The following is a 23,791-nucleotide window of genomic DNA, read 5'->3' as shown; positions in this document are numbered from 1 at the left end:
TGGATGGATCGCATCGTAATCGATCTCCAGCCAAAACATATCAAACATCAAGGTTTTGACCACTGCGCCTCGGGCCGTGTTTCAGTAAGAGCAACTGCAGGCGTAGGGCGGGCGGGAGCGGCGGCAGGTTGTTATGAAGGTCATATCAAATTTTGCGACGACTGGTTCTGTATCTATTGCTCAAGGGACTACGCTGAACCTTCTGCACCAGCAAACCTTGGAGGTTTGTTTATGGCCAAGAGTGGCGGAGGCTACGACATTCTAGTGGTAGTGGTAGTGGTAGTGGTAGTGGCAAAGGCAGTAGTAGTGGCAGCGGACGCGGACCGTAGAGTCACCCAGAGCCAGGTGAGAACTGGCCGAGCACAACTGGGAACGCTTTGGGGGGCGGTCGGAAGGAACACCCCTCCGTCAACGAGTAAAGGGTAAGTTAGCAAAGTAGCCGAGTACGGGTGCCTATAGACTCAGCTGCGCGTATCAGGCGTATTGCACCGGCTGTGTTTATCGCAGCGTGGGCTTTGTGAGGACGTGTTTGATGCGCAATAACGATGACGGCTCGAACTACGACAGAGGTTTTTTTGGTGGGCACACTGACTCCGACGCAGCAAGGAGGGGAAAAGAGGATCGAGAGTACCAAGATAGATTGCTGCGTTCTCAGTTGGCAGATGCCGATCGTTACAACCGCGAAATGCTGGAGATAAATAAAAAGCAGAGAGGCATTAGGCATGTTCGCAAAAAAAACTTAGGACTATTTTGGTTGATTATTGCGATTATCGCATTTGGGTATTTCTCTGAGCGCAACAATGAATCCCAAAATAATGAACAAAACTCCATCCACCCCGCTCACGAAAAAACGAAAAGAGCTACACAGATGTATTCTGGTGGTTTATTAGAGTACCAAGTATATGACATGTATCTTGGGGTCGTTGGTTCTCCTCCTCCCTCCGCAGGGCAAGATCGTGTTCAGTATATGTCTGTTTTTAATCAGGTTGCTGCTGCAGGGCAGAAAATTGTAAATTGCGTTTATCGTGCTGAAAATAATAAATTAAGTGTTTATCAGTTTTGGTACAAGAAAGCGCCTAGCCAGGTCAGTGCGCTGATTGCTATATACCCCAACTCGTCAGCAAAGTATTTAGGTTATGACGCAGTTAATGCATGTCCCAGCAACTCTGATGAGGCTTTAAGAGTAAGGCAAATTTCTATGCGGTTACGATCAGGGTAAACGGGAGCAGTACAGGGGAGACTGCAGAAACGGAGTGCAACACCTGACCTTTCCAGTAAGGTGCGGAAACAGTCAGGAACAGACCACGGTATTGATGCTGATGGGCAGCTCTTGGCCGGTTTTTGCCTGTTGCTACTGGCTGCTTTGAGATTGACTGTCGATGGTCATTTTTTGCTCGTACAGAACACCGCCCAGTCCGCCATCAGCGCGCGACGTTTCTCGAGGGCATCGCCTCGCCAGTATGCCGCCTCGGTTCCGTCTGCGACCTTGTGGGCGAGGGCCATCTCGCAAACCTCGCGCGGATAGTTGGTCTGCTCAGCTGCCCAGTCGCGGAACGTGCTGCGGAAACCGTGCATGGTCAGATCTTCTCGTCCCATCCTGCGTAAGCCCATCAGCATGGCCATATTGGACAGGTGTTTGCCTTGGCGCGCACCGGGGAACAGGTAAGGGCTGCTCTTTATGCGCGGTAGGCTGGCAAGCACCTCCAAAGCTGCTTCTGATAGAGGAATGCGGTGTTCTTTCTGGGCTTTCATGCGGGCAGCGGGAATGGTCCACATGCGCTTTCCTTGATCTATTTCCGCCCAGGTGGCACCGAGTATTTCTGAGGTGCGGCAGGCAGTTAGGATGGTTAGGCGCATCGCCTTGTAGGTCAGCTCATCATGCTGAGCCAGGTCGGCCATGAATGCTGGCAATTCGGGCCAGGGCAGGGCGTTGTGGTGCGCTATTGAGCGCAACTTGGAGCGTTTCGGCAGTAATTTGTCCAAGTGCCCACGCCACCGTGCCGGGTTTTCTCCGTCCCGCAGTCCGCGGGCCTTGGCGGCATCGAGCACGAGTTCAATGCGATTTCGCAGTCGATTGGCGGTCTCGTTTTTTTCCGCCCAGATCGGTTGCAGGATTTCCAGGACATGCGCGGTAGTGATCTCGGATGCGGGGAGGTGGCCGATGATCGGCTCGGCATAGGTGGCAAGGGTGTTCTCCCATTGCTGGGCGTGCTTCGCGTTTTTCCACCCGCTACGGTGTGCTGCAATGTAGGAGGCGGCGATCATCTTGAATGGCGTTGCTTTCGCGAGTTCGGCTTGCTGCTGTAACCGCTTCGCTTCTCGCTCGCTGTCGCGAACGGCGAGTGGGTCCGTACCCGACTTCGAGAGTTTGCGAGCATCTGCAGCCTTCTCACGTGCCTCACTCAGGCTTGTCTCCGGGTACTTTCCAAGCCCCATGTAGCGACTCTTGCTATCGATCTTGTAGCGGAAGACCCAGCTGGCTCCCGTTCCACCTGCGCTGACTTTTAGGTAAAGGCCCTCGCCATCGCCGGTCAATCCAGCAGTACCTTCCTTTGCGAGCTTCTCGGTGGTTTTTGCTGTCAGCTTGCCCACAACACTAAACTCCTCCAGTCCACACTTCTGAGTCCACACCTGAGTCCACACCCTGGATCTGGCTTTTACAAAGCCTTGACGGACGTTGATGGACGGATGGTAGGCTGAAAGCCCCGTATTATCTAGGTCTTGCGAGATGCTAGGAGAATATCGTGGACGATAAGTTGGCGGACACCGCTTCCGCCAAATTATCGAGAACCCCTGATGCCTTGTGGCTCAGGGGTTTTTCGTTTCTGCGATACCCTGGGGCCCCTTCCACCCTGATGCATCCGCAGACCGTGCAAATTCCTGCGAGCCGCTCCCTTGGTGGATCGCGGCAAATGCCGCGTCATTGTCCTTTCGACAGAGTTGCCCCTTAGCGATGCGGGTGCCGATGGTGTCTGCGGTGGTGGGTGATGGCGTGCTTGTGATGGGTGTTCCCGTGGTGATGGGCGACGTGGTGTCTTGCATGAGCACCGCCATACGGGGCTGCGCTTGGGTGACTGTGACCGTGATATGTGCAGCCACCCAGGATCAGCAGCGCCATAGCCAGGCTCAGTAGTGCAACGCGAGTGAGCATTTGGATAACTCCTTCTTTAGCTTTAGGGGTGTGCCGGCATTCATGGAACCGCCGTATGGCGTAAGGAAAGGTCAGCGGGCTGTAAAAGATGGGTAAAGGTGCGGCGAACCGTACTTCGCGCTGCGGCAAAGGCTGTCGGACGCGGATCTGGGCCCGACTCCAGTTTCTGAGCCTGCCGGGATGGGGGGCAGCGACGGCTCGGCGATCTTTGGTGGTAGGGCTGTCGGGCTGCGCGCCCAAGCAAATCCATCATCCGAGTGCTGTTTGTTACTGGTTTCACTTCTAGATGCAAGTCTTGATTTTCTGAAGAGTCAGTAAATCCAGTAAAAACAGCAATTTACAGATTGTTCATGTTATTGCTAGGGGATAGTGTCGATTCCTTGACAAGGTTCGGCCGTGATCCTTTAGTTAGCAATGAGGAAGGGATGATGTGTCAGGTGCTTCGCGAAGGAGAGGGCGCGAAATAGCCACGGGATAATGTGTTGGGAGATTGTCATGGGCGGGGTTCTACATATCCTAGACAGCAGGCAATCTCTTCGTGAATTCATCCTGTCGGTTCGTCTGCATGGCCCACCTCGGTTGTAATCCGTAGCCCCAGGCGGCTGCTGTGCCACTCCTATGCCCCGCAGTTTCGCGGCAAGCTGTAAACAACTGTCGCGATTGAGGCTGGTGTGGCCACTCAATCAAGCAATAAACATCCATGTTCTGCAGTCAGGCGGAGGGGTGTTTCATGCTGCCTCGATTTGGGGTGGCGGTGCTGGAAATGCTGATGAGGACCAAGCCATGAAGACCCGAATGCTCGACAGCGTGGACAGGCTGGAAGCGGGAGCATGGAAGATTTCCATTCGCTCTGAAGGTTGGGAGCCCCTACCTGATCTTCCTGACGAGTTGTCAGATGGCAAACTCAGGCGCTCCTTCCTCAAACTCACGGCGGCGGCGATGGCCGCGCCGTTGATGTTCGCTTCCGCTGCTAGCGAGGCCCGGCGTAGGCGCCGGGGGCGCGATCCGGAACCAGAGCCTGAGCCGGAGCCCGAGCCTGGACCAGTAGCCCTACCGCCCAGCCCGCCAAGCATTCCCTGGGTCGAGGAGCTACCGGAGGAGCCACCTATTCTGCAGCCGGTAACCCTCGATGACCCGGTGCCCACCGGCGCCTCGCAAGAGACTAGCGGCGAATGTGGACGTAGCCACCATCAGCGCTGGGCAGAGTTGTATGCAAGCCCGCGGCAATATCCACCTGCTCATTTCGAGTTGAGCGTGGAGGAGAACGAGGACTGGGAGTTCAACCCGGCCTACCCGAAGCAGCGCATTTGGGGTTTCACCGGCGACTCAGGCAAGGCCACAACTCCGGGACCGACCATCTTGGCCCGCTATGGCCAGCCGGTGGTGGTGCGGTTCCACAACAACCTGCCGCAGAACCACGTCGGCTTCGGCTCGCCGGAAATCTCCATGCACCTGCACAATGCGCACGTTGGCTCGGAGAGTGATGGCTTCCCCGGCGACTATTTCAGTCCGCTCAAGGCCGGGCCTACCCTGGCTGCGCCGGGCCAGTTCAAGGACCACTTCTATTCCAACATCTACGCCGGTTACGACGAGATGCAGAACGGCATCGGTGACGAGCGCAATGCCTTGGGCACCCTGTGGTATCACGATCACACCTTCGACTTCACCGCGCCTAACCTTTACCGCGGCATGGCAGGTTTCTACCTGCTCTACGATCATATCGATTCGGGGAACGAGCGCGACCCAGACCCGAGGGCCCTGCGCCTGCCGAGCTATCCCTATGATTACCCGCTGAGCTTTGGCGACCGTCGTTTCGACGCCAACGGCATGCTGGTCTACGACCAGGTGGGCCCGGATGGCACCCTGGGTGACAAGATCGCGGTCAACGGCAAGATCGAGCCGGTGCTGCGGGTGGCGCGGCGCAAGTACCGTTTCCGTCTGCTGGATATTGGCCCGAGTCGTATCTATCAGTTGTTCCTGACCCGCGCCAACGGGGTGTCGCAGACCTTCGACTACATCGCCAATGACGGCAACCTGCTCCCCGCGCCGCTGAGGAATCAAGTCAGCGTGCGTTTTGCCGTGGCCGAGCGGGCCGACATTGTCATCGATTTCTCGCGGTATTCGGTCGGCACCGAGCTGTTCCTGTCCAACCGTTTGCAGCAGACCGAGACTCGCCGGGCCGATGGGCTAGGCGCCGCCACCCCTGTGCTCAAGTTCATTGTCGATCGTGAGCCGGTCGAACAGGATCTGAGTCAGGTTCCTAATGTGCTGCGTGAGCTGCGGCCGCTGGATCCCGCGGAGATCGCCGCCGCGCCGGTGCGTCGCTGGGTGTTCGAGCGCAAGAACGGCATGTGGGCGATCAACGACCGGTTCTTCGATCCCAATCAGCCGCGGGCCGTCATTCCGAAGGGAAGCGCCGAGGTCTGGGAACTGGTGAACATCGACAACGGCTGGGATCACCCCATCCACATTCACTTCGAGGAGGGGCGCATCCTCAGCATGACCAAGGACGGCGTTGCGGTTCCGGTGCCGCCGCATATGCAGGGGCGCAAGGACGTCTACGTACTCGAGGGCATGTCGAGTATCCGGGTGTTCCTGCGCTTCCGCGATTATGTCGGCAAGTACGTGATGCACTGCCACAACCTGATCCATGAGGATCACGCCATGATGCTGCGCTGGGACATCAAGGAAGACGACTAGTCGCCGAGACTGGAGGAAATGCCATGAACACGCGAAGAAAAGTACTGGCCGGCATGGGGGCGGTAGCCTTGGGCGGCTTGCTCTGGCAGCGCTTCCCGGCTGAGGCGGAGAGCATCATCGATGTCGCCGGCGAGGCCGACAGTGCCGACGACAGCTACTTCCCCAACGTCCCGCTCTATACCCACGAGGGCGAACAGGTTCGATTCTATGACGACCTGGTACGTGGCAAGATCGTCACCATCAACATGATGTACGTCGACTGCTCGGGCGCCTGCCCGACCATGACGTCCAACCTGCGCCGAGTGCAGGAGCTGCTGGGCGAGCGCCTGGGCAAGGATGTGTTCATGTACTCGATCACCCTGCAGCCTGCGCTCGACAGGCCCGAGCAGCTGCAGGAGTACGTCAGGCAGCAGCGGCTGCTGCCGGGGTGGAAGTTCCTCACTGGTGAACCCGCCGATATCGAGCGATTGCGCTATGGCCTGGGCTTCTATGACCCCGACCCGGAAGTGGATCGCAACCTGGCCACCCACACCGGCATGCTGCGCGTAGGCAACGACCGCAAGCAGCGCTGGACCATGGCGCCGGCCCTGGCCAACCCGGAACGCATCATCACCACCATCAACCATGTCGATGGGGGCATGGTGCACACCGCCTACCAGGGGCATGAGGGCGCCTCTCGCCTGGGCTAGTAGGCGACTGAGGTGAATGCCTTCTCTTGCTGTGTTCAGGGAGGGAGGAATCGTTAAGCAGTGGGCTCTGAATATCGTCGCAGGGAAGTGCTTGGGCCTCGTTAGAGGGCAAGAGGCATGAAATCCAACGTGACCGACGGCGGCGAAGGGCAGGAGGCCGCGGGGAGGGACTGCGATGAAGCGCCGCTGCCCGCGACTACCCGAGTCGCCAAGGGTGCCCGGCGCCGCTTCCTCAAGGGCGCCGGCGCAGCGCTGGTGGCTCCCCTGTTGACAGGCAGTTCGGACAACAGCGGAAGAAGCGACGGGCAGCAGAAGTCCGAAGGCAGGCGCGGAGGGCTCGGCGACAGGCCGGACAAGAGCCCGCCGTCCACGCCCTGGCAGGTCGAGTTGCCGTTGGCGTACACGCCCTTGCCGCCTGTGCCTCTCGATCCCCCACCGATGCGGCAAGCCAATAGCGCTGCAGGTGAAGCCGGGCGCGCGGCGCACCAGCGCTGGGATGTGCTTTATCTGCGTGGCCGCGAGTTCCCGCCGGTTCACTACGAGATCAGCGCCGAGGAAAATACCGCCTGGGTGTTCAACCCGGCCTACCCGCCCCAGCGTATCTGGGGCTTCGCCTTCGACGGCCAGGCCGCCACTTCACCGGGCCCGACCATAGTCGCACGCTACGGGCAGCCTACCATCCTGCGTATCCGCAACCGCTTGCCGCGGGAGCACAAAGGGTTTGGTACGCCGGAGATTTCCACTCATCTGCACAATGCGCACACGGCCTCGGAGAGCGACGGATTCCCAGGCGACTATTACAGTGCCTTCAAGGCCGGGCCGACCCTGGCCTCACCCGGCGATTTCATCGATCACTTCTATCCCAACATCTATGCTGGTTACGACGAACAGAACAATGGCATAGGTGACCCGCGCGAAGCCCTGGGCACGCTGTTCTACCATGATCACACCATGGACTTCACCGCGCCGAACCTGGTGCGCGGGCTGTCCGGTTTCTACCTGCTGTTCGACCATATCGACTCCGGCAACGAACTGGACCCCAATCCCAGTGCCTTGCGCTTGCCCAGCTACCCCTATGACTACCCGCTGGACTTCTCCGACCGGCTGTTCGATCGCGACGGCATCCTGTACTGGGATCAGGTCGATCCGGAAGGCGTGCTGGGTGACAAGGTCACGGTCAACGGTCGTGTCGAACCGGTGCTGCGAGTGGCCGCGCGCAAATACCGCCTGCGCCTGCTCAATGGCGGCCCAAGCCGCGTCTATGAGTTCTACCTGGTCGATGCCGGCGATGTGGTGCAAACCTTCACCTATATCGCCAACGACGGCAATCTGCTCCCGGCGCCGTTGTTCAACCAGCATCGGCTGCGTCTCAGCGTGGCCGAGCGGGGCGATATCGTCGTGGACTTCTCCCGGTATCCGATCGGTACCGAGCTGTACCTGGTCAACCGGTTGAGCCAGAGCAGCACTCGCAGGACGGAGGAATTGGAAGCGCCGGGCCTGCGAATACTGAAACTGGTCGTCGACCGCTATCCGCCGAGTCAAGACCTGAGCCGGGTGCCAGCCGTGCTGCGCGAATTGCCAGCGCTGGATAGCGATGAAATCGCCAGGGCACCGGTCCGCCGCTGGGAGTTCGACCGCCGCAACGGCATGTGGGCGGTGAATAACAAGTTCTTCGATCCTGATCGCAGCAGGGCTGACATTCCCCAGGGGGCGCTGGAGGTCTGGGATTTGGTCAACAAGTCGGGGGGCTGGTCCCATCCCATTCACATTCATTTAGAGGAAGCACGCATCATTGCCAAGTTCGAAGGCGGTACCGACGATGACGATGAAGTGCCAGTGCCGCCCCATGAACAGGGGCGCAAGGACGTATTCGTGTTGAGGCCCAATTCCAGGCTCAAGGTACTGCTGCGGTTTCGCGATTTCGTCGGCAAGTACGTGATGCACTGTCACAACCTGGTCCACGAAGATCACGCGATGATGGTGCGTTGGGATGTAGTGCCCAATGCGCCGGGGGCGGAGGATGTCGGGCCGCGGAGAAAGAAGAAAAGCCAGGGACGCTAGCTGCGGGCGAAAGTTGCCATGAAGCCTGCTTCGTGCGGTAGACCGTATCAATCACCCCTCGCAGGCCTGTTCAAGACTGGTGTGTTCGCCCGGCAATACGTATGTAGACGCCTCAGGACGGGGCACAGGGAGCATGTGTTCGCGGTTGAGCGGGTCACCAGATGGCAAGCAGTTTTTTGACGGTTGCTATTTGACTGCGCTGCACCAAACTAGGTCTGTCAGCCGCTTTTTTGGTATGGTGAGCGGCGAAAAATAACACCAATTCAGACTGCAGATTGCTGCGCATGGGGAGTCCGCTTGATTAGGGTGCTGGTGGTCGATGACCACGATCTGGTTCGAACAGGCATCACGCGCATGCTGGCGGACATCGACGGCCTGCAAGTCGTCGGTCAGGCCGAATCTGGCGAGGAATCCCTGCAGAAGACTCGGGAGCTCAAGCCCGATGTCGTCCTGATGGACGTCAAGATGCCCGGCATCGGTGGCCTTGAGGCAACCCGCAAGTTGCTGCGCAGTCACCCCGACCTGAAAGTGGTGGCAGTCACTGCCTGCGAGGACGATCCGTTTCCCACTCGCTTGCTGCAGGCGGGTGCGGCCGGCTACCTGACCAAGGGCGCCGGCCTGGCCGAGATGGTTCAGGCCATCCGCCAGGTTTTCGCCGGCCAGCGCTATATCAGCCCGCAGATAGCCCAGCAACTGGCCTTGAAACCCTTCCAGCCACAGGGCAATGCCTCGCCATTCGACCTGCTGTCCGAGCGCGAGATCCAGATCGCCCTGATGATCGCCGGTTGCCAGAAGGTCCAGAGCATCTCCGACAAGCTGTGCCTGTCGCCGAAGACGGTGAACACCTACCGCTACCGCATCTTCGAGAAGCTGGCGATAACCAGCGATGTCGAGCTGGCCTTGCTGGCGGTGCGCCACGGCATGGTCGATGCCGTCAGTTGAGATGACCGCGGAATTCGACGCCAGCGCCTTTCTCGCCACTTGCAGCGGTCGGCCCGGCGTCTACCGCATGTTCGACGCGGACGCCAAGCTGCTCTACGTCGGCAAGGCGAAGAATCTGAAGAAGCGCCTGGCCAGTTACTTCCGCAAGAGCGGCCTGGCGCCGAAGACCGCGGCGCTGGTCGGCAAGATCGCCCAGGTCGAAACCACCATCACCGCCAACGAGACCGAGGCGCTGCTGCTCGAGCAGACGCTGATCAAGGAGTGGCGGCCGCCCTACAACATCCTGCTGCGCGACGATAAGTCCTACCCTTACGTGTTCCTCTCCGACGGCGAGTTTCCGCGCCTGGGCATTCATCGCGGCGCGAAGAAGCTCAAGGGGCGCTATTTCGGCCCTTATCCCAGCGCCGGGGCGATTCGCGAGAGTCTTGGCCTGCTGCAGAAGGCCTTTCTGGTGCGCCAGTGCGAGGACAGCTACTTCAAGAACCGCACGCGTCCCTGCCTGCAGTACCAGATCAAACGCTGCAAGGGACCCTGTGTGGGGTTGGTCGAGCCGGCGGAATACGCCGAGGACGTGCGCCACTCGGTGATGTTTCTCGAGGGCCGCAGCAACGCCTTGAGCGATGAACTGTCCGCGAACATGCAGCAGGCCGCGATGGCGCTCGACTTCGAGCGCGCTGCCGAGCTGCGCGACCAGATCGCCCTGCTGCGTCGCGTGCAGGACCAGCAGAGCATGGAGGGCGGCAGTGGCGATGTGGATATAGTCGCCGCCATGGTCAACCCCGGCGGTGCCTGCGTGCACCTGATCAGCGTGCGCGGCGGACGGGTGCTCGGCAGCAAGAATTTCTTTCCCCAAGTAGCGATCGAGGAGGAGGGCAGCGAGGTGCTGCTGGCCTTCCTCGCCCAGTACTACCTGGGCAGTCAGGAGCGCGACCTGCCCGGCGAGCTGATCGTCAACGCCCTGCACGAAGACTTTCCCACGCTGATCGCCGCTATTGCCGAAGCCCGTGGCCGCGAGCTGAGCATCAGCCATCGTGTGCGTGGTACCCGTGCACGCTGGCAACAACTGGCTGTGACCAACGCCGAGCAGGCCCTCGGCGCACGCCTGGCCAGTCGCCAGCACGTGGCCGCGCGTTTCGAGGCCTTGGCCGAAGCGCTGGACATGGATGAACTGCCGCAGCGCCTGGAGTGTTTCGATATCAGCCACTCCAGTGGCGAGGCCACGGTGGCGTCCTGTGTGGTCTTCGGCCCCGAAGGTCCGTTGAAGTCGGACTATCGCCGCTACAACATCGAAGGTGTCACCGCCGGCGACGATTATGCCGCCATGCATCAGGCGCTGACCCGGCGCTTCAGCAGGGTCAAGGACGGCGAGGGCAAGCTGCCGGATATCCTCCTGGTCGACGGCGGCAAGGGGCAGCTGGCCATGGCTCGGGAGGTGTTGGAGGAGCTGGCGGTTCCCGACTTGATCCTTCTCGGCGTGGCCAAGGGCGCGACCCGCAAGCCCGGCCTGGAAACCCTCTACCTGAACGATGCGGCTCATGAGTTCACCCTGCCAGGCAATTCGCCGGCATTGCACCTGATCCAGCAGATACGCGACGAGTCCCATCGCTTCGCCATAACCGGGCACCGGGCCCGGCGCGGCAAGGCCCGACGCACTTCGAGCCTGGAGCAGGTCGCCGGGGTGGGACCGAAGCGCCGGCGCGAGCTGCTCAATCACTTTGGCGGCCTGCAGGAGTTGACCCGCGCCAGCGCCGAGGAGATCGCCAAGGCGCCGGGGATCAGCAAAAAGCTCGCCGAGTCGATTTATGCCGCATTGCACAGCGAGTAGAATGCCGACTCACCTCGCAGCCCAGTTGTGCCGATGAATATCCCCAACCTGCTTACCGTGCTCCGCGTTCTGCTGATCCCGATCTTCATACTGTTGTTCTACCTGCCTTTTTCGTGGAGCTATTGGGCCGCCAGCGGGGTGTTCGCCTGCGCCGCGGTTACCGATTGGCTCGATGGCTACCTCGCGCGTCGCTGGGAGCAGAGTACCCCCTTTGGCGCCTTCCTCGATCCGGTCGCCGATAAGCTGATGGTGGCTGTTGCTCTGGTCCTGCTGGTGGCCGAGCACGCCAACCTGTGGCTGACTCTGCCGGCCGCCATCATCATCGGACGGGAAATCGTCGTGTCGGCCCTGCGTGAGTGGATGGCCGAACTGGGGGCCCGCGCACATGTAGCGGTGTCGAGCCTGGCCAAGTGGAAGACCGCGGCACAGATGGTGGCGTTGATTATCCTCTTGGCCAATCCGCCGTCGTTTACCCTCTGGGTCGTGCTCGGTTATGTGCTGCTGGTCATCGCGGCGGTGCTGACGCTGTGGTCGATGCTGCAGTATCTGCTGGCTGCCTGGCCGCACCTCAGCACCACCGCTGAAAAGAAATAAACTTTTTTGAATCAAGGGGTTGACGGGGCGTCATGAACCTATAGAATGGCGCCCGTCACCAAGACAAGCGGGAATAGCTCAGTTGGTAGAGCACGACCTTGCCAAGGTCGGGGTCGCGAGTTCGAGTCTCGTTTCCCGCTCCAGTTTCAACGGGCCGTTTACGACGGCCCGTTTGGTTTCAAGGCTGAGTAGCAGAGTGGTTATGCACCGGATTGCAAATCCGTGAACGCCGGTTCGATTCCGACCTCAGCCTCCAATTAAAAAGCCCCGTAGATCAGAGATTTACGGGGCTTTTTTAATGGACTCTGAAAACTTGCGAGGTCGGTGACTGCTGTATATAGTCCGGCCTCACGCACGCTAAAGCGCCCCGATGGTGAAATTGGTAAACACAGCAGACTTAAAATCTGCCGACCGCAAGGTCTTGCCGGTTCGATTCCGGCTCGGGGCACCATTGATGCGGTTTCAGACGATTTTCGTCTGGCTGCAGCTCACAAAAAACCGGCATTAATAGCCGGTTTTTTTGTGCCCTCACTTCCCCGTCTTTGAGAAAGGTCGCCATAGGCGCTACCTCAAAGGTGCCCTGGAATGATGAGACCTTCGCGGCGATAGGCTTCGATATCGATGCCAAAGGCTCCGGTCGGGTGAACTTCGCCCACACGGTAAGGCAGACCGTTCTGGTCGGTAGGGTTCCTGATCAGGTCAATGATCTTGGGCTTGCAGGGTTGCTTGTCACTGTCGAGTACCAGCAGCAGGCGCGGCTTTAGCTTATGGTCCGGCGAGCAAGCGGTGATGATCGCGACTTCGCCATTGGTCAACTCCACAATCTCGCCTGGCGGGAATATCCCGATCATGCGGATAAAGGCGAGTACAACTTCTTCGTCGAACTGCGTATTTACCTCGTCGAAGAGGATGCGCAGTGCCTCCATTGTCGATCGGCCCTTGCTGTAGACCCGGTCGCTGTTGATGGCGTCGTAAGCGTCGACCACGGCAATGATCTTGGCGAAGTAGGGAATCTGGTTAGCCTTCAAGCCTCGAGGATAGCCGCCACCGTCCATGCGTTCATGGTGGGCGTAGGCAACATCTACTGCCGCCGCAGGAACCTGACCGTTGGCAAGCAATAGTTTGCGCCCCTCGATCGAGTGCAACTTCATGACGTTGAACTCGTCCTCGGTCAGCCGGCCAGGCTTGTTCAGGATTTCATCCGGTACCTTGAGCTTGCCTACGTCGTGGAGCATGCCGCAGATACCAACTTGTTCGAGTTCCAGTGGCATGAGGCCCAGCTCGCGGCCCAGGGCAATGGAGAGGATGCCGACACGCAGGCAGTGTTCGGCGGTGTATTCATCGCTGTCCTTGATGCGCGCGAGCCAAAGCATCGCGGAGGGGCTCTCGAGGATATGGTCGACACATTCCTTCACCACTTCCTTGACGGTCGCGACATCCAGGCTCTGACCGAACTTGACTGCATTGAGGATGCGCAGGGAGGATTCGCGCGCAGCCTGCCAGATGGGAAGCGCCTGCTGCATGCGATTGTCGAACTTGACCTTGGCGATTGCCGCCTCGCGAGTTGCGCGGTCAGGGGCTTGGCCCAGTTGTTGCGCGCTTACGCCGGTCGACTGTTTGGCGTCGACCCAGACAGACTGGCAATGCTCTCGAAGCAGGTGTAACTCCTGCTGTTCGCGAATAAGAAAACCTTGGAAAAGGAAGGGGGTTTCTGTCCAGGGGCGATCCAGTTTGGCGACATACATGCCGATACTCAGATCATCAACCGCTACCTCGATCGTATGTGGCAGCGAACGTGTATCCATGACACCTCTCCAGAAGACAGACTGCGATACTGGCTATTGGCCAATGTGCATTATAGGCCAGGGCCATTGGCCTATGACTATAGCCGTTGTTGGCCAGTTGCTACCCCCGGCATTCGTCGAATACTGGTGAAAGTGTGCGTTTGCCAGGCTGTGTGGCTGCCACGCCCGACCTGCTGTTCGGCTTTCGTTGTCCGGGGCTCCCGGCAGCTTGCCCTTCACCGCCCCGTCATCAAGAGGACATATGTTTGCCACGACCGTCGGTTGCAATCGCTGCAGTGCACTTCGGGGGGGGCGGCGATGAAGATCTGCGTTATCGGGGCTGGCTATGTCGGTCTGGTTACGGCGGCATGTTTCGCGGAAATGGGCTGTCGGGTGATCTGTGTCGAGCGCGACCCATTTCGTATCGCGCGTCTTAGGCGCGGTGAGGCGACGATCTACGAGCCAGGGCTGCAGCCCCTGCTGCTGGCCCACCTGGCCAGTGGGCAGTTGAGTTTCAGCCAGGACCTGGCGGAGGGCACGGCGCATGCCGAGGTGGTCTTCATCGCGGTGGGAACACCGAGCGCGGAGGATGGCTCGGTCGACCTGTCCCAAGTATTGGCGGTGGCCGACGAGCTCGGCGACACTTTGGCGAGACCTTGCCTGGTAGTCGATAAATCGACGGTGCCAGTCGGCACGGCCGAGCGGGTGGCGCAGCGGATCAACGTTCGTCTAGGCAAGCGCAACAAGTGCTTTCAGGTTCCAGTGGCAAGCAACCCGGAGTTTCTCAAGGAAGGTTCGGCGGTCGACGATTTCATGCGTCCGGACCGGGTGATCATCGGCTGCGATGACGTCGCGAGCGCCGAACTGCTGCGCCGCCTCTACGTGCCGTTCTTGCGCAATCATGAGCGCCTGCTGTGTATGAGTGCGCGCGAGGCAGAGTTCAGCAAGTATGCGGCGAACGCCTTTCTTGCCACCAAGATTTCCTTTATCAACGAAATGGCCGGGCTCTGCGCGCGCCTGGGTGTGGATATCGAACAGGTTCGCCGGGGCATTGGCAGCGACAAGCGTATCGGCACTCACTTCATCTACGCTGGCTGCGGCTATGGTGGCTCCTGCTTTCCCAAGGATGTCCGCGCGCTGATCCGCACGGCTGAACAGGAGGGTATCGAACCCGGCATCCTGCGGGCGGTCGAGGCGCGCAATGCGTTGCAGAAAACCTGGCTGTTTCAGGTATTGCGCGAGCATTTCAGCGGTCACCTGCAGGGGCGCGTGGTGGCGCTCTGGGGGCTTGCGTTCAAGCCGGGCACCGACGACCTGCGTGAGGCGCCGAGTCTGGTGCTGCTCGAAGCGCTGCTCGCCGCCGGCGCCACCGTGCAGGCATGCGACCCGGTTGCTACCGCTGGGGTCGCCGCGCGCTACGAACAAGCTCTTCAGAGCGGACAGCTGCGCCTGAGCGAGTCGCCATACAGCGTCGTCGAGGGCGCGGACGCCCTGGTGCTGGTGACGGAGTGGAAGCAGTTCCGCCAGCCGGACTTCGCGCAGATCCGCAGCCTGATGCGTATGCCGGTGCTGTTCGATGGCCGCAATATCTACGACGGCAAGCAGCTTGCCGAGCTGGGGTTCCTCTACCGCGGCATCGGCAGGCCGGCCCTGGGGCGTTGTATGGTCAGCGCAGCCTGATAGACTGCCCCGGCATTCTATTGCTCGCTAAGGAGTCCCATGATTAAGAAATGCTTGTTCCCAGCCGCCGGTTACGGCACGCGCTTTCTGCCTGCAACCAAGGCAATGCCCAAGGAAATGCTGCCGGTGGTGAACAAGCCGCTGATCCAGTATGGCGTCGAGGAGGCCCTCGGTGCTGGGCTGACCGAAATTGCCATGGTCACCGGCCGAGGCAAGCGCTCGCTGGAGGATCACTTCGATATCAGTTACGAGCTGGAGCACCAGATACGCGATACCGACAAGGAAAAGTACCTGGTCGGCATTCGGCGCCTGATTGATGAGTGCACCTTCTCCTATACCCGCCAAGTGGAAATGAAGGGCCTGGGCCACGCCATTCTCAGCGGCCGGCCGCTGATCGGCGATGAACCCTTTGCCGTGGTGCTGGCCGATGACCTGTGCCTGAACCTGGACGGCGACGGGGTCCTGACCCAGATGGTCAAGCTGTACAACCAGTTCCGCTGTTCCATCGTCGCGATTCAGGAAGTACCGCCGGAAGAGACCCATAAATATGGGGTCATCGCCGGTGAAATGATCCGCGATGACATCTACCGGGTGAACAACATGGTCGAAAAGCCCAAGCCGGAAGATGCACCTTCGAACTTTGCGATCATCGGCCGCTACATCCTCACCCCGGATATCTTCGACATCATCGAAAGTACCCCGCCGGGCAAGGGCGGTGAGATCCAGATTACCGACGCACTGATGAAGCAGGCCCAGGACGGCTGCGTGCTGGCCTATAAATTCAAGGGGCAGCGCTTCGACTGTGGCGGTGCGGAAGGCTATATCGACGCTACCAACTTCTGTTTCGAGCACCTCTACAAGACCGGCAGGGCCTACTGAGTCGGCCGCAACGTTAAGAGAGCCACCTCAGGGTGGCTCTCTTGCATTCAGGGGATCGGCATTGCTTCCGAGCCAGGCCCCAAAGGCTGGCCGTAGCTGAACTCCACGTAGTTCCCGGCGGGATCGCGCAGGCCGCAGTAGTAGCCGACCGGGTAGGGCTCGTCACGTGGCGCCCAGATCAGGCAGCCGGCAGCCTGGGCCTTCGCGGCGACGGCGTCGACCTGTTCGCGGCTATCCAGGGCGAAACCGAAGTGACTGTAATCGTCGGCAGCCAGCTGACGGTCCACGCCGCCCGGCATGATCACGAAGATAAAGCTGTGTTCCTTGCCCGGCTCGGCCATCCACACGATCCGCGAGCCCTTGCCTGCGCGCTCATGGATGACGCGCATGCCACAGAACTCGGCGTAGAAGGTTACGCAGGCATCCAGGTCCGGAACGTGCAAGGCCAGGTGGGTGAGGGTGGGGCGCATGGCTGTTCTCCCGTCGAGCACTGTTAAAGGATAGGCCTCAGGCTGAGGATTATGCGGCGCTTGGGGTATGCTGGCGAATTGCTAAGGAGGCTGAGCATGACCTACGACTTCGACCTGTTTGTGATCGGTGCCGGATCCGGCGGCGTGCGCGCTGCCCGTTTTGCCGCCGGCTACGGCGCTCGCGTGGCGGTAGCGGAAAGTCGCTATCTGGGTGGAACCTGCGTCAACGTCGGCTGCGTACCGAAGAAGCTGCTGGTGTATGGCGCCCATTTCGCCGAGGACTTCGAGCAGGCCAGCGGCTTTGGCTGGTCCCACGACGGTACTCGGTTCGATTGGCCGACGTTGATAGCCAACAAGAACCGGGAGATCGAGCGTCTCAACGGCATCTATCGCAATCTGCTGGTCAACAGTGGCGTGACCCTGCTCGAAGGCCATGCGCGCCTGCTCGACGACCACAGCCTGGAACTGAACGGCCAACGCTACAGCGCCAAACACATTCTCATCGCTACCGGCGGCTGGCCTTATATCCCCGAGTTTCCCGGCTGTGAGCATGCGATCAACTCCAACCAAGCGTTCTTTCTCGAGCAACTGCCCAAGCGCGTGCTGGTGGTCGGCGGCGGCTATATCGCCGTGGAGTTCGCTTCGATCTTCCATGGCCTGGGTGCCGACACCTCGCTGCTGTATCGCGGCGAGTTGTTTCTCCGGGGCTTCGACGGCGCCGTTCGCCGACATCTGCGCGAAGAGCTGAGCAAGCGCGGCCTGGACCTGCAGTTCAACAGCGATATCAGCCGGATCGACAGGCAGGCGGACGGCAGCTTGCTCGCAACCCTGCAGGATGGCCGCGTGCTGGAAACCGACTGCGTGTTCTATGCCACCGGCCGGCGGCCGATGCTGGACGATCTTGGCCTGGAGAACACCGGCGTGATGCTGGACGAGAAGGGCTTCATCCAGGTCGATGAGCACTTCCAGACCCGCGCACCGTCGATTCTGGCAATCGGCGATGTGATCGGCCGCGTACAGCTGACCCCAGTCGCCCTGGCCGAAGGAATGGCCGTGGCCCGGCGGTTGTTCAAGCCGGAGGAATACCGCGGCGTCGACTATCAGACGATACCGACAGCGGTGTTCAGCCTGCCGAATATCGGCACCGTTGGCCTGAGCGAAGAGCAGGCGAGGGCGGCAGGACACCGGCTGAAGATCTACGAGAGCAGGTTCCGCCCCATGAAGCTGACGCTTACCGAAAACCAGGAGCGCACGTTGATGAAACTGGTGGTGGACGCCGACACCGACAGGGTGCTGGGCTGCCACATGGTGGGGCCGGAGGCGGGGGAGATCGTTCAGGGATTGGCCGTTGCCCTGAAGGCCGGAGCAACCAAGCAGGTGTTCGACGACACCATAGGCATCCATCCGACTGCCGCCGAGGAGTTTGTTACCATGCGCACCCCAGTCGCATCCTGAGGCCAGCATGGCGCAATTATTCTATCTGGCCGACCTGTTCGGCGTGGCGGTGTTCGCCATCACCGGGGCATTGATGGCCGGGCGCAAGTCCATGGACCTGTTTGGCGTACTGGTCATTGCCGTGATTACCGCCCTGGGCGGAGGCACGCTGCGCGACCTGATCCTGGACAATCATCCGGTCAGCTGGATTCGCGACGACACCTACATCGCCGTGGCCACCCTGGCGGCAGTCGGCACCGTGCTCTGGGTGCGCCTGACCCGGCCGATCCATGAAACCGGCTTGCTGATCGCCGACGCCTTCGGCCTGGCGGTATTCACCGTGATCGGCACCGAGGTGGCCATGCAGCATCAGGTGCCTTTAAGCACCGCGGTGATCATGGGGGTGATGACAGGGGTGGCAGGCGGTGTGATGCGCGATGTCATCTGCAACGAGATACCGCTGATCTTCAAGAAGGAAATCTACGCCACCGCCTGCATCGCCGGGGCGCTGATGTTCATTGCCTTGCGCCTGCTCAATACCCCGCACTGGTTGGACACCGGAATCGCCATGCTCACCGTCCTGGGCATTCGCATGGCGGCGATCCGCTGGCGTTTCTCGCTGCCGCGTTTTCATCTGCTGGATCGAGATTGAGCATGATCGAGCGACTGGATCATCTGGTACTGACAGTTGCCAACATCGACGCAACCGTTGCCTTCTACCAGCGGGTATTAGGCATGCGCCACGAGCGCTTCGCCGGCGGGCGCAGCGCCTTGGTATTCGGTCAACAGAAGTTCAACCTGCACCAGGCCGGCCAGGAGTTCGAACCCAAGGCCCTGCGACCGCAGCCTGGCGCGATCGATCTGTGCCTGGTCAGCAACTGGACGACCGAGCGGATCCTGGCGCATCTGGCCGAGCAGGGCGTGCCAGTGGAAGAAGGGCCGGTCATGCGCACCGGTGCGCTTGGGCCTATCGAATCGGTGTACTTTCGCGACCCTGACGGCAACCTGATCGAGATCGGGGGCTATCCGCGACACGCTGACTAAGGATCGTAATGTCGGCAGATATATATAGTATTTAACATAATATACATTATGCGAAGGGTCAGAACTAAAGAAGAGTGCGAGGCTCACGGCTACTGTCGGTGTCGAGATCAGTTAGATCTGCACAAACACAGATAAAAAAGAATCAGCACGGCCGCACATCTTCGCGCTGCCAGGCCCGCGACAGCAGGTCGATCACTTCCTGATCTGGCGTTTGGCCAAAGTCCACATACCACTGGCCGATGGCCATCAGCATAGCCGGCATGAAGGGGCAAACCAGTTCATCGACCTGGGTGCGCAGTAGCTCTGCACTTTCCGGGGCGGCAACCGGGACGGCGACTATGATGCGCGCGGGGGCCTGCTGACGCACCGCGCGCACCGCGGCCTGCATGGTCGCGCCTGTGGCCACGCCATCGTCGACCAGTATCACCTGTTGCTCGCGCAGCAATGGCGGCTGGCGTTCGCCGCGATAGACACGGGTGCGGCGCTGCAGCTCCGTGGTTTCCGCTGCGGCGACGGCGTCGATGCTGGCCTGGTCGACACGGGCATACGCCAGCACGTCGGGGTTCATCACCCGCACCCCGCCACTGGCGATGGCGCCCATGGCCAGTTCGGCATGGCCCGGCACGCCCAGTTTGCGGACCAGCATCAGGTCCAGGCGCACTTCCAGGGCGTCGGCGATCTGGTAGGCCACCGGTACGCCGCCTCGGGGCAAGGCCAGGACTATGACATCGGAGCGCCGCCGATAGGCCGATAGCCGCTGCGCCAGGGCTTGGCCTGCGGCGACTCGGTCGGGAATGGGTATCGCAATGGAGGCTGCCGGTGTCATCTGTCTGCCCTTCGCAACAGTGCATCTCCCACTATGCACCCGCTGCTCAGGGCCGATTCAGGGCCGTGACCAGCGGACGCTGGCGGGCCGGATTGCTGGATGTCTCTGAGGGGGGAAACAGCTGGTCCTGTGCCCTCGCGCGCCGGGCTAAACCTGCAGCACCACGCGTCCACGAGTCGGGCAGGTTTCCATCAGCCGATGGGCTTCGACCACCTTGTCGAAGGCGAATACCTGCTTGATCAGCGGGTGCAGCAGCCCGTCGCACGTGAGCTGGTTGATGCCTTGCAGCGCCTTGGCCACCGCTTCCTCGTCCTGGGGAATGCCCAGCTCTTCCTTGCCGGTGAAGTTACCGATGCAGTGGACGAAGAACTGGATGTTCTTCTGGAATGCCGCGCAAGCCGGGAATGGGGTTTCGTTACCGCCCTGCAGGCCATAGAGCACCAGGCGCCCGCGGGGCGCCAGGGCATCGCCGAGCAGGCACATCTGTGGCCCACCGAGGCAATCCATGACGATATCGACGCCGCGCTCGTTGGTCAGTTTGTTGACCCGGCTGACCAGATCCTGTTCCTCGGTGAGGATCACCTGGTCTGCGCCCAGTTCGCGCAGCAGCTCGCGGTCCTCGCTGTCTGCCGTCGCGGCGATCACCTTGGCCCCCAGCGCCTTGCTCAGCTGCACGATATAGGGCCCCCAGCAGCGACTGGCGGCGGTGACCAGTACGGTTTCACCGGGTTTGAGGCGGGCCAGTTCGACCAGGCCGAACCAGCCGACCATCGAGGGTAGGTAGTGCACGCTGGCCTGTTGCGCGGTCAGTTGCTCGGGATAGCGGGTCAGCGAGCGACGCGGCAGCACCACTTCCTCGGCACAACAGGGATAGCGATTGGCGCTGTGCCCCGGGAAGCTGGCGACCTTGTCACCCACCGCCAGGTCCTCGACGCCCTCGCCTACGGCTATGACCTCACCGGCCAATTCGTGGCCGAGCCCGGCGGGAAGCTGGGCCGGTGTGTCGCCGAGGTTCTGCCGCCAGAGCACGTCGTACCAGCTGACCCCAAGTGCCTCGACACGCAGCAGCACCTCGCCGGCAGCCGGCATTGGGCGCGGGCGCTCTTCGATCTTGAGGACGTCGGCCTCGCCGAACTGATGGAAACGGATGATGCGGGACATCGCAAACCTCGCCGGTTGACCCCTTATGGCCATGGACTTTATCCGGGCTTTGTGCGCAAAGCCAGCGGCTGGGAGTGATATTGACCATGTCTGTCGATGATGGAAAGGCCGACAACTATCATTGTCGGGAACATGTCTGTTGCCTCGTGGCGCCCGTTCGCATTAGCCTGAACCAGGCCGCCTTCGAGCCCCTCACTCCAGAATGGACACCGGATGAACCGCAACGATTTGCGCCGAGTCGATCTCAACTTGTTGATCGTCTTTGAAACGCTGATGCATGAGCGCAGCGTGACCCGTGCGGCCGAGAAGCTGTTTCTCGGCCAGCCGGCGATCAGCGCCGCCCTCTCCCGGCTGCGCGGCCTGTTCGACGATCCGCTGTTCGTGCGTACCGGGCGCAGCATGGAGCCCACTGCACGGGCCGAGGAAATCTTCGCCCTGCTGGTTCCGGCGCTGGACTCGATCTCCACCGCGGTCAGCCGCGCCGCCGAGTTCGACCCGGCGACCAGCAAGGCTGTGTTTCGCATCGGCCTTTCCGATGACGTCGAATTCGGTCTCCTGCCCCCGCTGATCAAGCGCCTTCGCGCCGAGGCGCCGGGGGTGGTGCTGGTGATTCGCCGTACCAACTACCTGCTGATGCCCGCGCTGCTGGCCTCCGGAGAAATTTCGGTGGGTGTCAGCTACACCGAGGAACTGCCGGCCAACGCCAAACGCAAGGTGATGCGGCGTAGCAAACCCAAACTGTTGCGTGCCGACAGCGTGCCCGGGCCCCTGAGCCTGGACGACTTTTGCGCGCGGCCCCACGCTCTGGTGTCCTTTGCCGGCGACCTCGGCGGTTTTATCGACCGGGAACTGGAAAAGATCGGCCGCCAGCGCCGTGTGGTCCTGGCCGTGCCGCAATTCAATGGCCTGGGTCCCCTGCTTAGCGGCACCGACATTGTCGCCACGGTGCCGGATTACACGGCCGCCGCCCTGACCGCCGCCGGCGGCCTGCGCACCGAGGACCTGCCCGTGGACGCCCAGACCTTCGAACTGCATATGGCCTGGCGCGGGGCGCAGGACAATGATCCGGCCGAGCGCTGGCTGCGCTCGCGCATCCAGATGTTCGTCGGCGACCCGGACAGCCTGGACTGACCCGTCCGGGCCGCCCTGTCTCGGGCACTATCGGCGCAATCGATACCAGCAGCGCACTCATCACTGCCAGTGATACCCACCTTCGCGCCGTTCGATTCGTGCGCCACCCGCTTGCGATGCAGACTCCGCCCATCCATAAAAGTAAGTGGCGGACAATCACATGGAACAGCCCAACACCCTCTGGCGCCTGCCCCTGGCACTCGCTGCGCTGGTGGCCCTCGGCGCCTGCGGCGAGGCCCCGCAGAGCCAGCAGCAGATGCCGGCCCCAAACGTCAGCGTGGCGACGGTCATCGAGCAACCGCTCAACGAGTGGGATGAATTCACCGGGCGTCTCGAGGCCCCAGAGTCGGTGGAAATCCGACCGCGGGTGTCCGGCTTTATCGATCGGGTGGCCTTCGACGAGGGTGGCCTGGTCAAGCGCGGCGACCTGCTGTTCCAGATCGATCCACGCCCCTTTCAGGCCGAGGTCAAGCGTCTCGAGGCCCAGCTCCAGCAGGCCCGCGCCGCCCAGGCCCGGGCCGCCAGTGAGGCGCGCCGCGGCGAGCGCCTGCGCAAGAGTAATGCGATTTCCGCCGAGCTGGCCGATGCCCGCGCCAGTGCAGCCCAAGAGGCACTGGCCGCTGTGGCCGGCATCCAGGCCGAACTGGACAACGCCCGCCTCAACCTCAGCTTCACCCGCGTCACCGCGCCGATCGATGGCCGTGTCAGCCGCGCCCGGGTCACGGCCGGCAACCTGGTCGGCGCCGGGCAGACGCTGCTGACCTCGGTGGTCAGCACCGACCGGGTCTACGCCTATTTCGATGCCGATGAGCGGGTGTTTCTCAAATACCTCGAACTGGCGCGCCAGGGGCGGACCGATGTCCGCGCGGCCAGCCCGGTCTATCTAGGCCTGAGCGACGAAGAAGGCCACCCGCACCTGGGCCGGCTGGACTTCCTCGACAACCAGGTCAACCCGCAGACCGGCACCATCCGCGGCCGCGCGGTGTTCGACAACAGCGAGGGTCGTTTCACCCCCGGCCTTTACGCCCGCCTCAAGCTGGTTGGCAGCAGCACCTACGCCGCCGCCCTGATCCAGGACGTGGCGGTGGGCACCGACCTGGGCAACAAGTTTGTCCTGGTGCTCGGCGAGGACAACCGGGTGAGCTACCGCGCCGTCGAACTGGGGCCCAAGGTCGCCGGCCTGCGCATCGTGCGCAGCGGCCTGGTCAAGGGCGAACGGATCGTGGTCAACGGCCTGCAGCGGGTCCTGCCCGGCTCGCCGGTCGAGCCGCAGGCGGTGCCCATGGCCGATGAGCAGACCCTGGCCAACCTCGCCCGTCTGCGCCAGGCGGTTGAAAGCCACAACTCACCCCGCGTTGCCGAACAGCACAGCAAGCCCGGCATACCCCGCGGCTGACCACGCATGGGTGCGCCCGGCGCA

General features: G+C 61.3%; 20 protein-coding genes and 3 tRNA genes. 17 read left to right on the top strand and 6 right to left on the bottom strand.

Annotated features, from left to right (window positions below):
- Positions 1-532: 532 nt before the first annotated feature.
- Positions 533-1,219: a hypothetical protein gene (locus LPB260_RS16360; protein ID WP_208706869.1), complete on the top strand. Its 687-nt coding sequence runs from the start codon at positions 533-535 to the stop codon at positions 1,217-1,219.
- Positions 1,220-1,383: 164 nt separating this feature from the next.
- Here LPB260_RS16360 and LPB260_RS16355 read toward each other — a convergent pair whose 3' ends face one another.
- Positions 1,384-2,592, bottom strand: a complete 1,209-nt coding sequence (locus LPB260_RS16355) for a site-specific integrase (protein WP_208706868.1) — start codon at positions 2,590-2,592, stop codon at positions 1,384-1,386.
- A 1,342-nt stretch (positions 2,593-3,934) separates the two neighbouring features.
- Between LPB260_RS16355 and LPB260_RS16350 the strand changes: the two genes are divergently transcribed.
- From LPB260_RS16350 to LPB260_RS16340, 3 genes are all read left to right on the top strand, one after another.
- On the top strand, positions 3,935-5,851 hold the full coding sequence (locus tag LPB260_RS16350; protein ID WP_256625433.1) for a multicopper oxidase family protein: 1,917 nt from the start codon (positions 3,935-3,937) through the stop codon (positions 5,849-5,851).
- 23 nt (positions 5,852-5,874) lie between these two features.
- Complete coding sequence (locus LPB260_RS16345) at positions 5,875-6,540, top strand: SCO family protein (protein ID WP_208706867.1); 666 nt, start codon at positions 5,875-5,877, stop codon at positions 6,538-6,540.
- 129 nt (positions 6,541-6,669) lie between these two features.
- Entirely contained in the window at positions 6,670-8,601 is a 1,932-nt protein-coding gene (locus LPB260_RS16340) for a multicopper oxidase family protein (RefSeq protein WP_371926101.1), read from the top strand.
- Between the two features lie 154 nt (positions 8,602-8,755).
- On the opposite strand, the gene LPB260_RS29060 is transcribed toward LPB260_RS16340, so the two are convergent.
- Entirely contained in the window at positions 8,756-8,887 is a 132-nt protein-coding gene (locus LPB260_RS29060) for a hypothetical protein (RefSeq protein ID WP_256625432.1), read from the bottom strand.
- Between the two features lie 11 nt (positions 8,888-8,898).
- On the opposite strand from LPB260_RS29060, the gene uvrY reads away from it, so the two are divergent.
- The 6 genes from uvrY (at position 8,899) to LPB260_RS16310 (ending at position 12,413) form a co-directional block, all read left to right on the top strand.
- Complete coding sequence (gene uvrY / locus LPB260_RS16335; protein ID WP_208706865.1) at positions 8,899-9,543, top strand: UvrY/SirA/GacA family response regulator transcription factor; 645 nt, start codon at positions 8,899-8,901, stop codon at positions 9,541-9,543.
- Position 9,544: 1 nt separating this feature from the next.
- The gene (gene uvrC / locus LPB260_RS16330) at positions 9,545-11,368 is read left to right on the top strand and encodes an excinuclease ABC subunit UvrC (RefSeq protein WP_208710001.1); all 1,824 of its coding nucleotides are present in this window, start codon (positions 9,545-9,547) and stop codon (positions 11,366-11,368) included.
- A 33-nt stretch (positions 11,369-11,401) separates the two neighbouring features.
- Positions 11,402-11,962 (top strand): CDP-diacylglycerol--glycerol-3-phosphate 3-phosphatidyltransferase, encoded by a 561-nt coding sequence (pgsA, locus tag LPB260_RS16325; protein ID WP_208706864.1) that lies wholly within the window; start codon positions 11,402-11,404, stop codon positions 11,960-11,962.
- A gap of 67 nt (positions 11,963-12,029) precedes the next feature.
- A tRNA-Gly gene (locus LPB260_RS16320) sits at positions 12,030-12,105 on the top strand.
- 39 nt (positions 12,106-12,144) lie between these two features.
- Positions 12,145-12,218, top strand: a tRNA-Cys gene (locus tag LPB260_RS16315).
- 108 nt (positions 12,219-12,326) lie between these two features.
- Positions 12,327-12,413 (top strand) — tRNA-Leu (locus LPB260_RS16310).
- A 118-nt stretch (positions 12,414-12,531) separates the two neighbouring features.
- Here the strand turns inward: LPB260_RS16310 and LPB260_RS16305 are convergent.
- Positions 12,532-13,767, bottom strand: coding sequence for an HD-GYP domain-containing protein (locus LPB260_RS16305; RefSeq protein WP_208706863.1), 1,236 nt, complete (start codon positions 13,765-13,767; stop codon positions 12,532-12,534).
- Between the two features lie 297 nt (positions 13,768-14,064).
- On the opposite strand from LPB260_RS16305, the gene LPB260_RS16300 reads away from it, so the two are divergent.
- Both LPB260_RS16300 and galU read left to right on the top strand, forming a co-directional pair.
- Positions 14,065-15,426: a UDP-glucose/GDP-mannose dehydrogenase family protein gene (locus LPB260_RS16300; RefSeq protein ID WP_208706862.1), complete on the top strand. Its 1,362-nt coding sequence runs from the start codon at positions 14,065-14,067 to the stop codon at positions 15,424-15,426.
- A 39-nt stretch (positions 15,427-15,465) separates the two neighbouring features.
- Positions 15,466-16,305 carry a UTP--glucose-1-phosphate uridylyltransferase GalU gene (gene galU, locus LPB260_RS16295; protein ID WP_208706861.1) on the top strand — a complete coding sequence of 280 codons (840 nt, stop codon included), beginning with the start codon at positions 15,466-15,468 and terminating at the stop codon, positions 16,303-16,305.
- A 47-nt stretch (positions 16,306-16,352) separates the two neighbouring features.
- Here the strand turns inward: galU and LPB260_RS16290 are convergent, their stop codons facing one another.
- Positions 16,353-16,775 (bottom strand): VOC family protein, encoded by a 423-nt coding sequence (locus LPB260_RS16290; RefSeq protein ID WP_208706860.1) that lies wholly within the window; start codon positions 16,773-16,775, stop codon positions 16,353-16,355.
- Positions 16,776-16,871: 96 nt separating this feature from the next.
- Here LPB260_RS16290 and gorA point away from each other — a divergent pair, with 96 nt between their 5' ends.
- From gorA to LPB260_RS16275, 3 genes are read left to right on the top strand one after another with little or no spacing between them, the layout of a single operon-like run.
- Positions 16,872-18,230: a glutathione-disulfide reductase gene (gorA, locus tag LPB260_RS16285; RefSeq protein WP_208706859.1), complete on the top strand. Its 1,359-nt coding sequence runs from the start codon at positions 16,872-16,874 to the stop codon at positions 18,228-18,230.
- 7 nt (positions 18,231-18,237) lie between these two features.
- The gene (locus LPB260_RS16280; RefSeq protein WP_208706858.1) at positions 18,238-18,861 is read left to right on the top strand and encodes a trimeric intracellular cation channel family protein; all 624 of its coding nucleotides are present in this window, start codon (positions 18,238-18,240) and stop codon (positions 18,859-18,861) included.
- Positions 18,862-18,863: 2 nt separating this feature from the next.
- The gene (locus LPB260_RS16275) at positions 18,864-19,253 is read left to right on the top strand and encodes a VOC family protein (RefSeq protein WP_208709999.1); all 390 of its coding nucleotides are present in this window, start codon (positions 18,864-18,866) and stop codon (positions 19,251-19,253) included.
- A 142-nt stretch (positions 19,254-19,395) separates the two neighbouring features.
- On the opposite strand, the gene LPB260_RS16270 is transcribed toward LPB260_RS16275, so the two are convergent.
- Both LPB260_RS16270 and LPB260_RS16265 read right to left on the bottom strand, forming a co-directional pair.
- Positions 19,396-20,079, bottom strand: coding sequence for a phosphoribosyltransferase (locus tag LPB260_RS16270; RefSeq protein ID WP_208706857.1), 684 nt, complete (start codon positions 20,077-20,079; stop codon positions 19,396-19,398).
- Between the two features lie 147 nt (positions 20,080-20,226).
- The gene (locus LPB260_RS16265) at positions 20,227-21,240 is read right to left on the bottom strand and encodes a zinc-dependent alcohol dehydrogenase family protein (RefSeq protein WP_208706856.1); all 1,014 of its coding nucleotides are present in this window, start codon (positions 21,238-21,240) and stop codon (positions 20,227-20,229) included.
- Positions 21,241-21,453: 213 nt separating this feature from the next.
- Here LPB260_RS16265 and LPB260_RS16260 point away from each other — a divergent pair, with 213 nt between their 5' ends.
- Positions 21,454-22,371, top strand: a complete 918-nt coding sequence (locus tag LPB260_RS16260; RefSeq protein ID WP_256625431.1) for a LysR family transcriptional regulator — start codon at positions 21,454-21,456, stop codon at positions 22,369-22,371.
- 160 nt (positions 22,372-22,531) lie between these two features.
- Positions 22,532-23,767: a multidrug efflux RND transporter periplasmic adaptor subunit MexE gene (mexE, locus tag LPB260_RS16255; RefSeq protein WP_208706855.1), complete on the top strand. Its 1,236-nt coding sequence runs from the start codon at positions 22,532-22,534 to the stop codon at positions 23,765-23,767.
- The last annotated feature ends 24 nt before the right edge of the window (positions 23,768-23,791 follow it).

Source organism: Pseudomonas sp. LPB0260 (assembly GCF_013388395.1).
Note: the sequence above shows the minus strand (reverse complement) of the source record. Positions and strands in the feature narration are given on the sequence as shown.

What these genes read in the sequence shown, in the direction of transcription:
- LPB260_RS16360 (WP_208706869.1), top strand. Translation starts at nt 533, where the DNA reads ATGCGCAATAACGATGACGGCTCGAACTACGACAGAGGTTTTTTTGGT.
- mexE (WP_208706855.1), top strand. Translation starts at nt 22,532, where the DNA reads ATGGAACAGCCCAACACCCTCTGGCGCCTGCCCCTGGCACTCGCTGCG.
- gorA (WP_208706859.1), top strand. Translation starts at nt 16,872, where the DNA reads ATGACCTACGACTTCGACCTGTTTGTGATCGGTGCCGGATCCGGCGGC.
- LPB260_RS29060 (WP_256625432.1), bottom strand. Translation starts at nt 8,887, where the DNA reads ATGCGCAGCAATCTGCAGTCTGAATTGGTGTTATTTTTCGCCGCTCAC.
- LPB260_RS16280 (WP_208706858.1), top strand. Translation starts at nt 18,238, where the DNA reads ATGGCGCAATTATTCTATCTGGCCGACCTGTTCGGCGTGGCGGTGTTC.
- LPB260_RS16260 (WP_256625431.1), top strand. Translation starts at nt 21,454, where the DNA reads ATGAACCGCAACGATTTGCGCCGAGTCGATCTCAACTTGTTGATCGTC.
- pgsA (WP_208706864.1), top strand. Translation starts at nt 11,402, where the DNA reads ATGAATATCCCCAACCTGCTTACCGTGCTCCGCGTTCTGCTGATCCCG.
- LPB260_RS16300 (WP_208706862.1), top strand. Translation starts at nt 14,065, where the DNA reads ATGAAGATCTGCGTTATCGGGGCTGGCTATGTCGGTCTGGTTACGGCG.
- LPB260_RS16345 (WP_208706867.1), top strand. Translation starts at nt 5,875, where the DNA reads ATGAACACGCGAAGAAAAGTACTGGCCGGCATGGGGGCGGTAGCCTTG.
- LPB260_RS16305 (WP_208706863.1), bottom strand. Translation starts at nt 13,767, where the DNA reads ATGGATACACGTTCGCTGCCACATACGATCGAGGTAGCGGTTGATGAT.
- LPB260_RS16275 (WP_208709999.1), top strand. Translation starts at nt 18,864, where the DNA reads ATGATCGAGCGACTGGATCATCTGGTACTGACAGTTGCCAACATCGAC.
- LPB260_RS16265 (WP_208706856.1), bottom strand. Translation starts at nt 21,240, where the DNA reads ATGTCCCGCATCATCCGTTTCCATCAGTTCGGCGAGGCCGACGTCCTC.
- LPB260_RS16270 (WP_208706857.1), bottom strand. Translation starts at nt 20,079, where the DNA reads ATGACACCGGCAGCCTCCATTGCGATACCCATTCCCGACCGAGTCGCC.
- uvrC (WP_208710001.1), top strand. Translation starts at nt 9,545, where the DNA reads ATGACCGCGGAATTCGACGCCAGCGCCTTTCTCGCCACTTGCAGCGGT.
- LPB260_RS16290 (WP_208706860.1), bottom strand. Translation starts at nt 16,775, where the DNA reads ATGCGCCCCACCCTCACCCACCTGGCCTTGCACGTTCCGGACCTGGAT.
- LPB260_RS16350 (WP_256625433.1), top strand. Translation starts at nt 3,935, where the DNA reads ATGAAGACCCGAATGCTCGACAGCGTGGACAGGCTGGAAGCGGGAGCA.
- galU (WP_208706861.1), top strand. Translation starts at nt 15,466, where the DNA reads ATGATTAAGAAATGCTTGTTCCCAGCCGCCGGTTACGGCACGCGCTTT.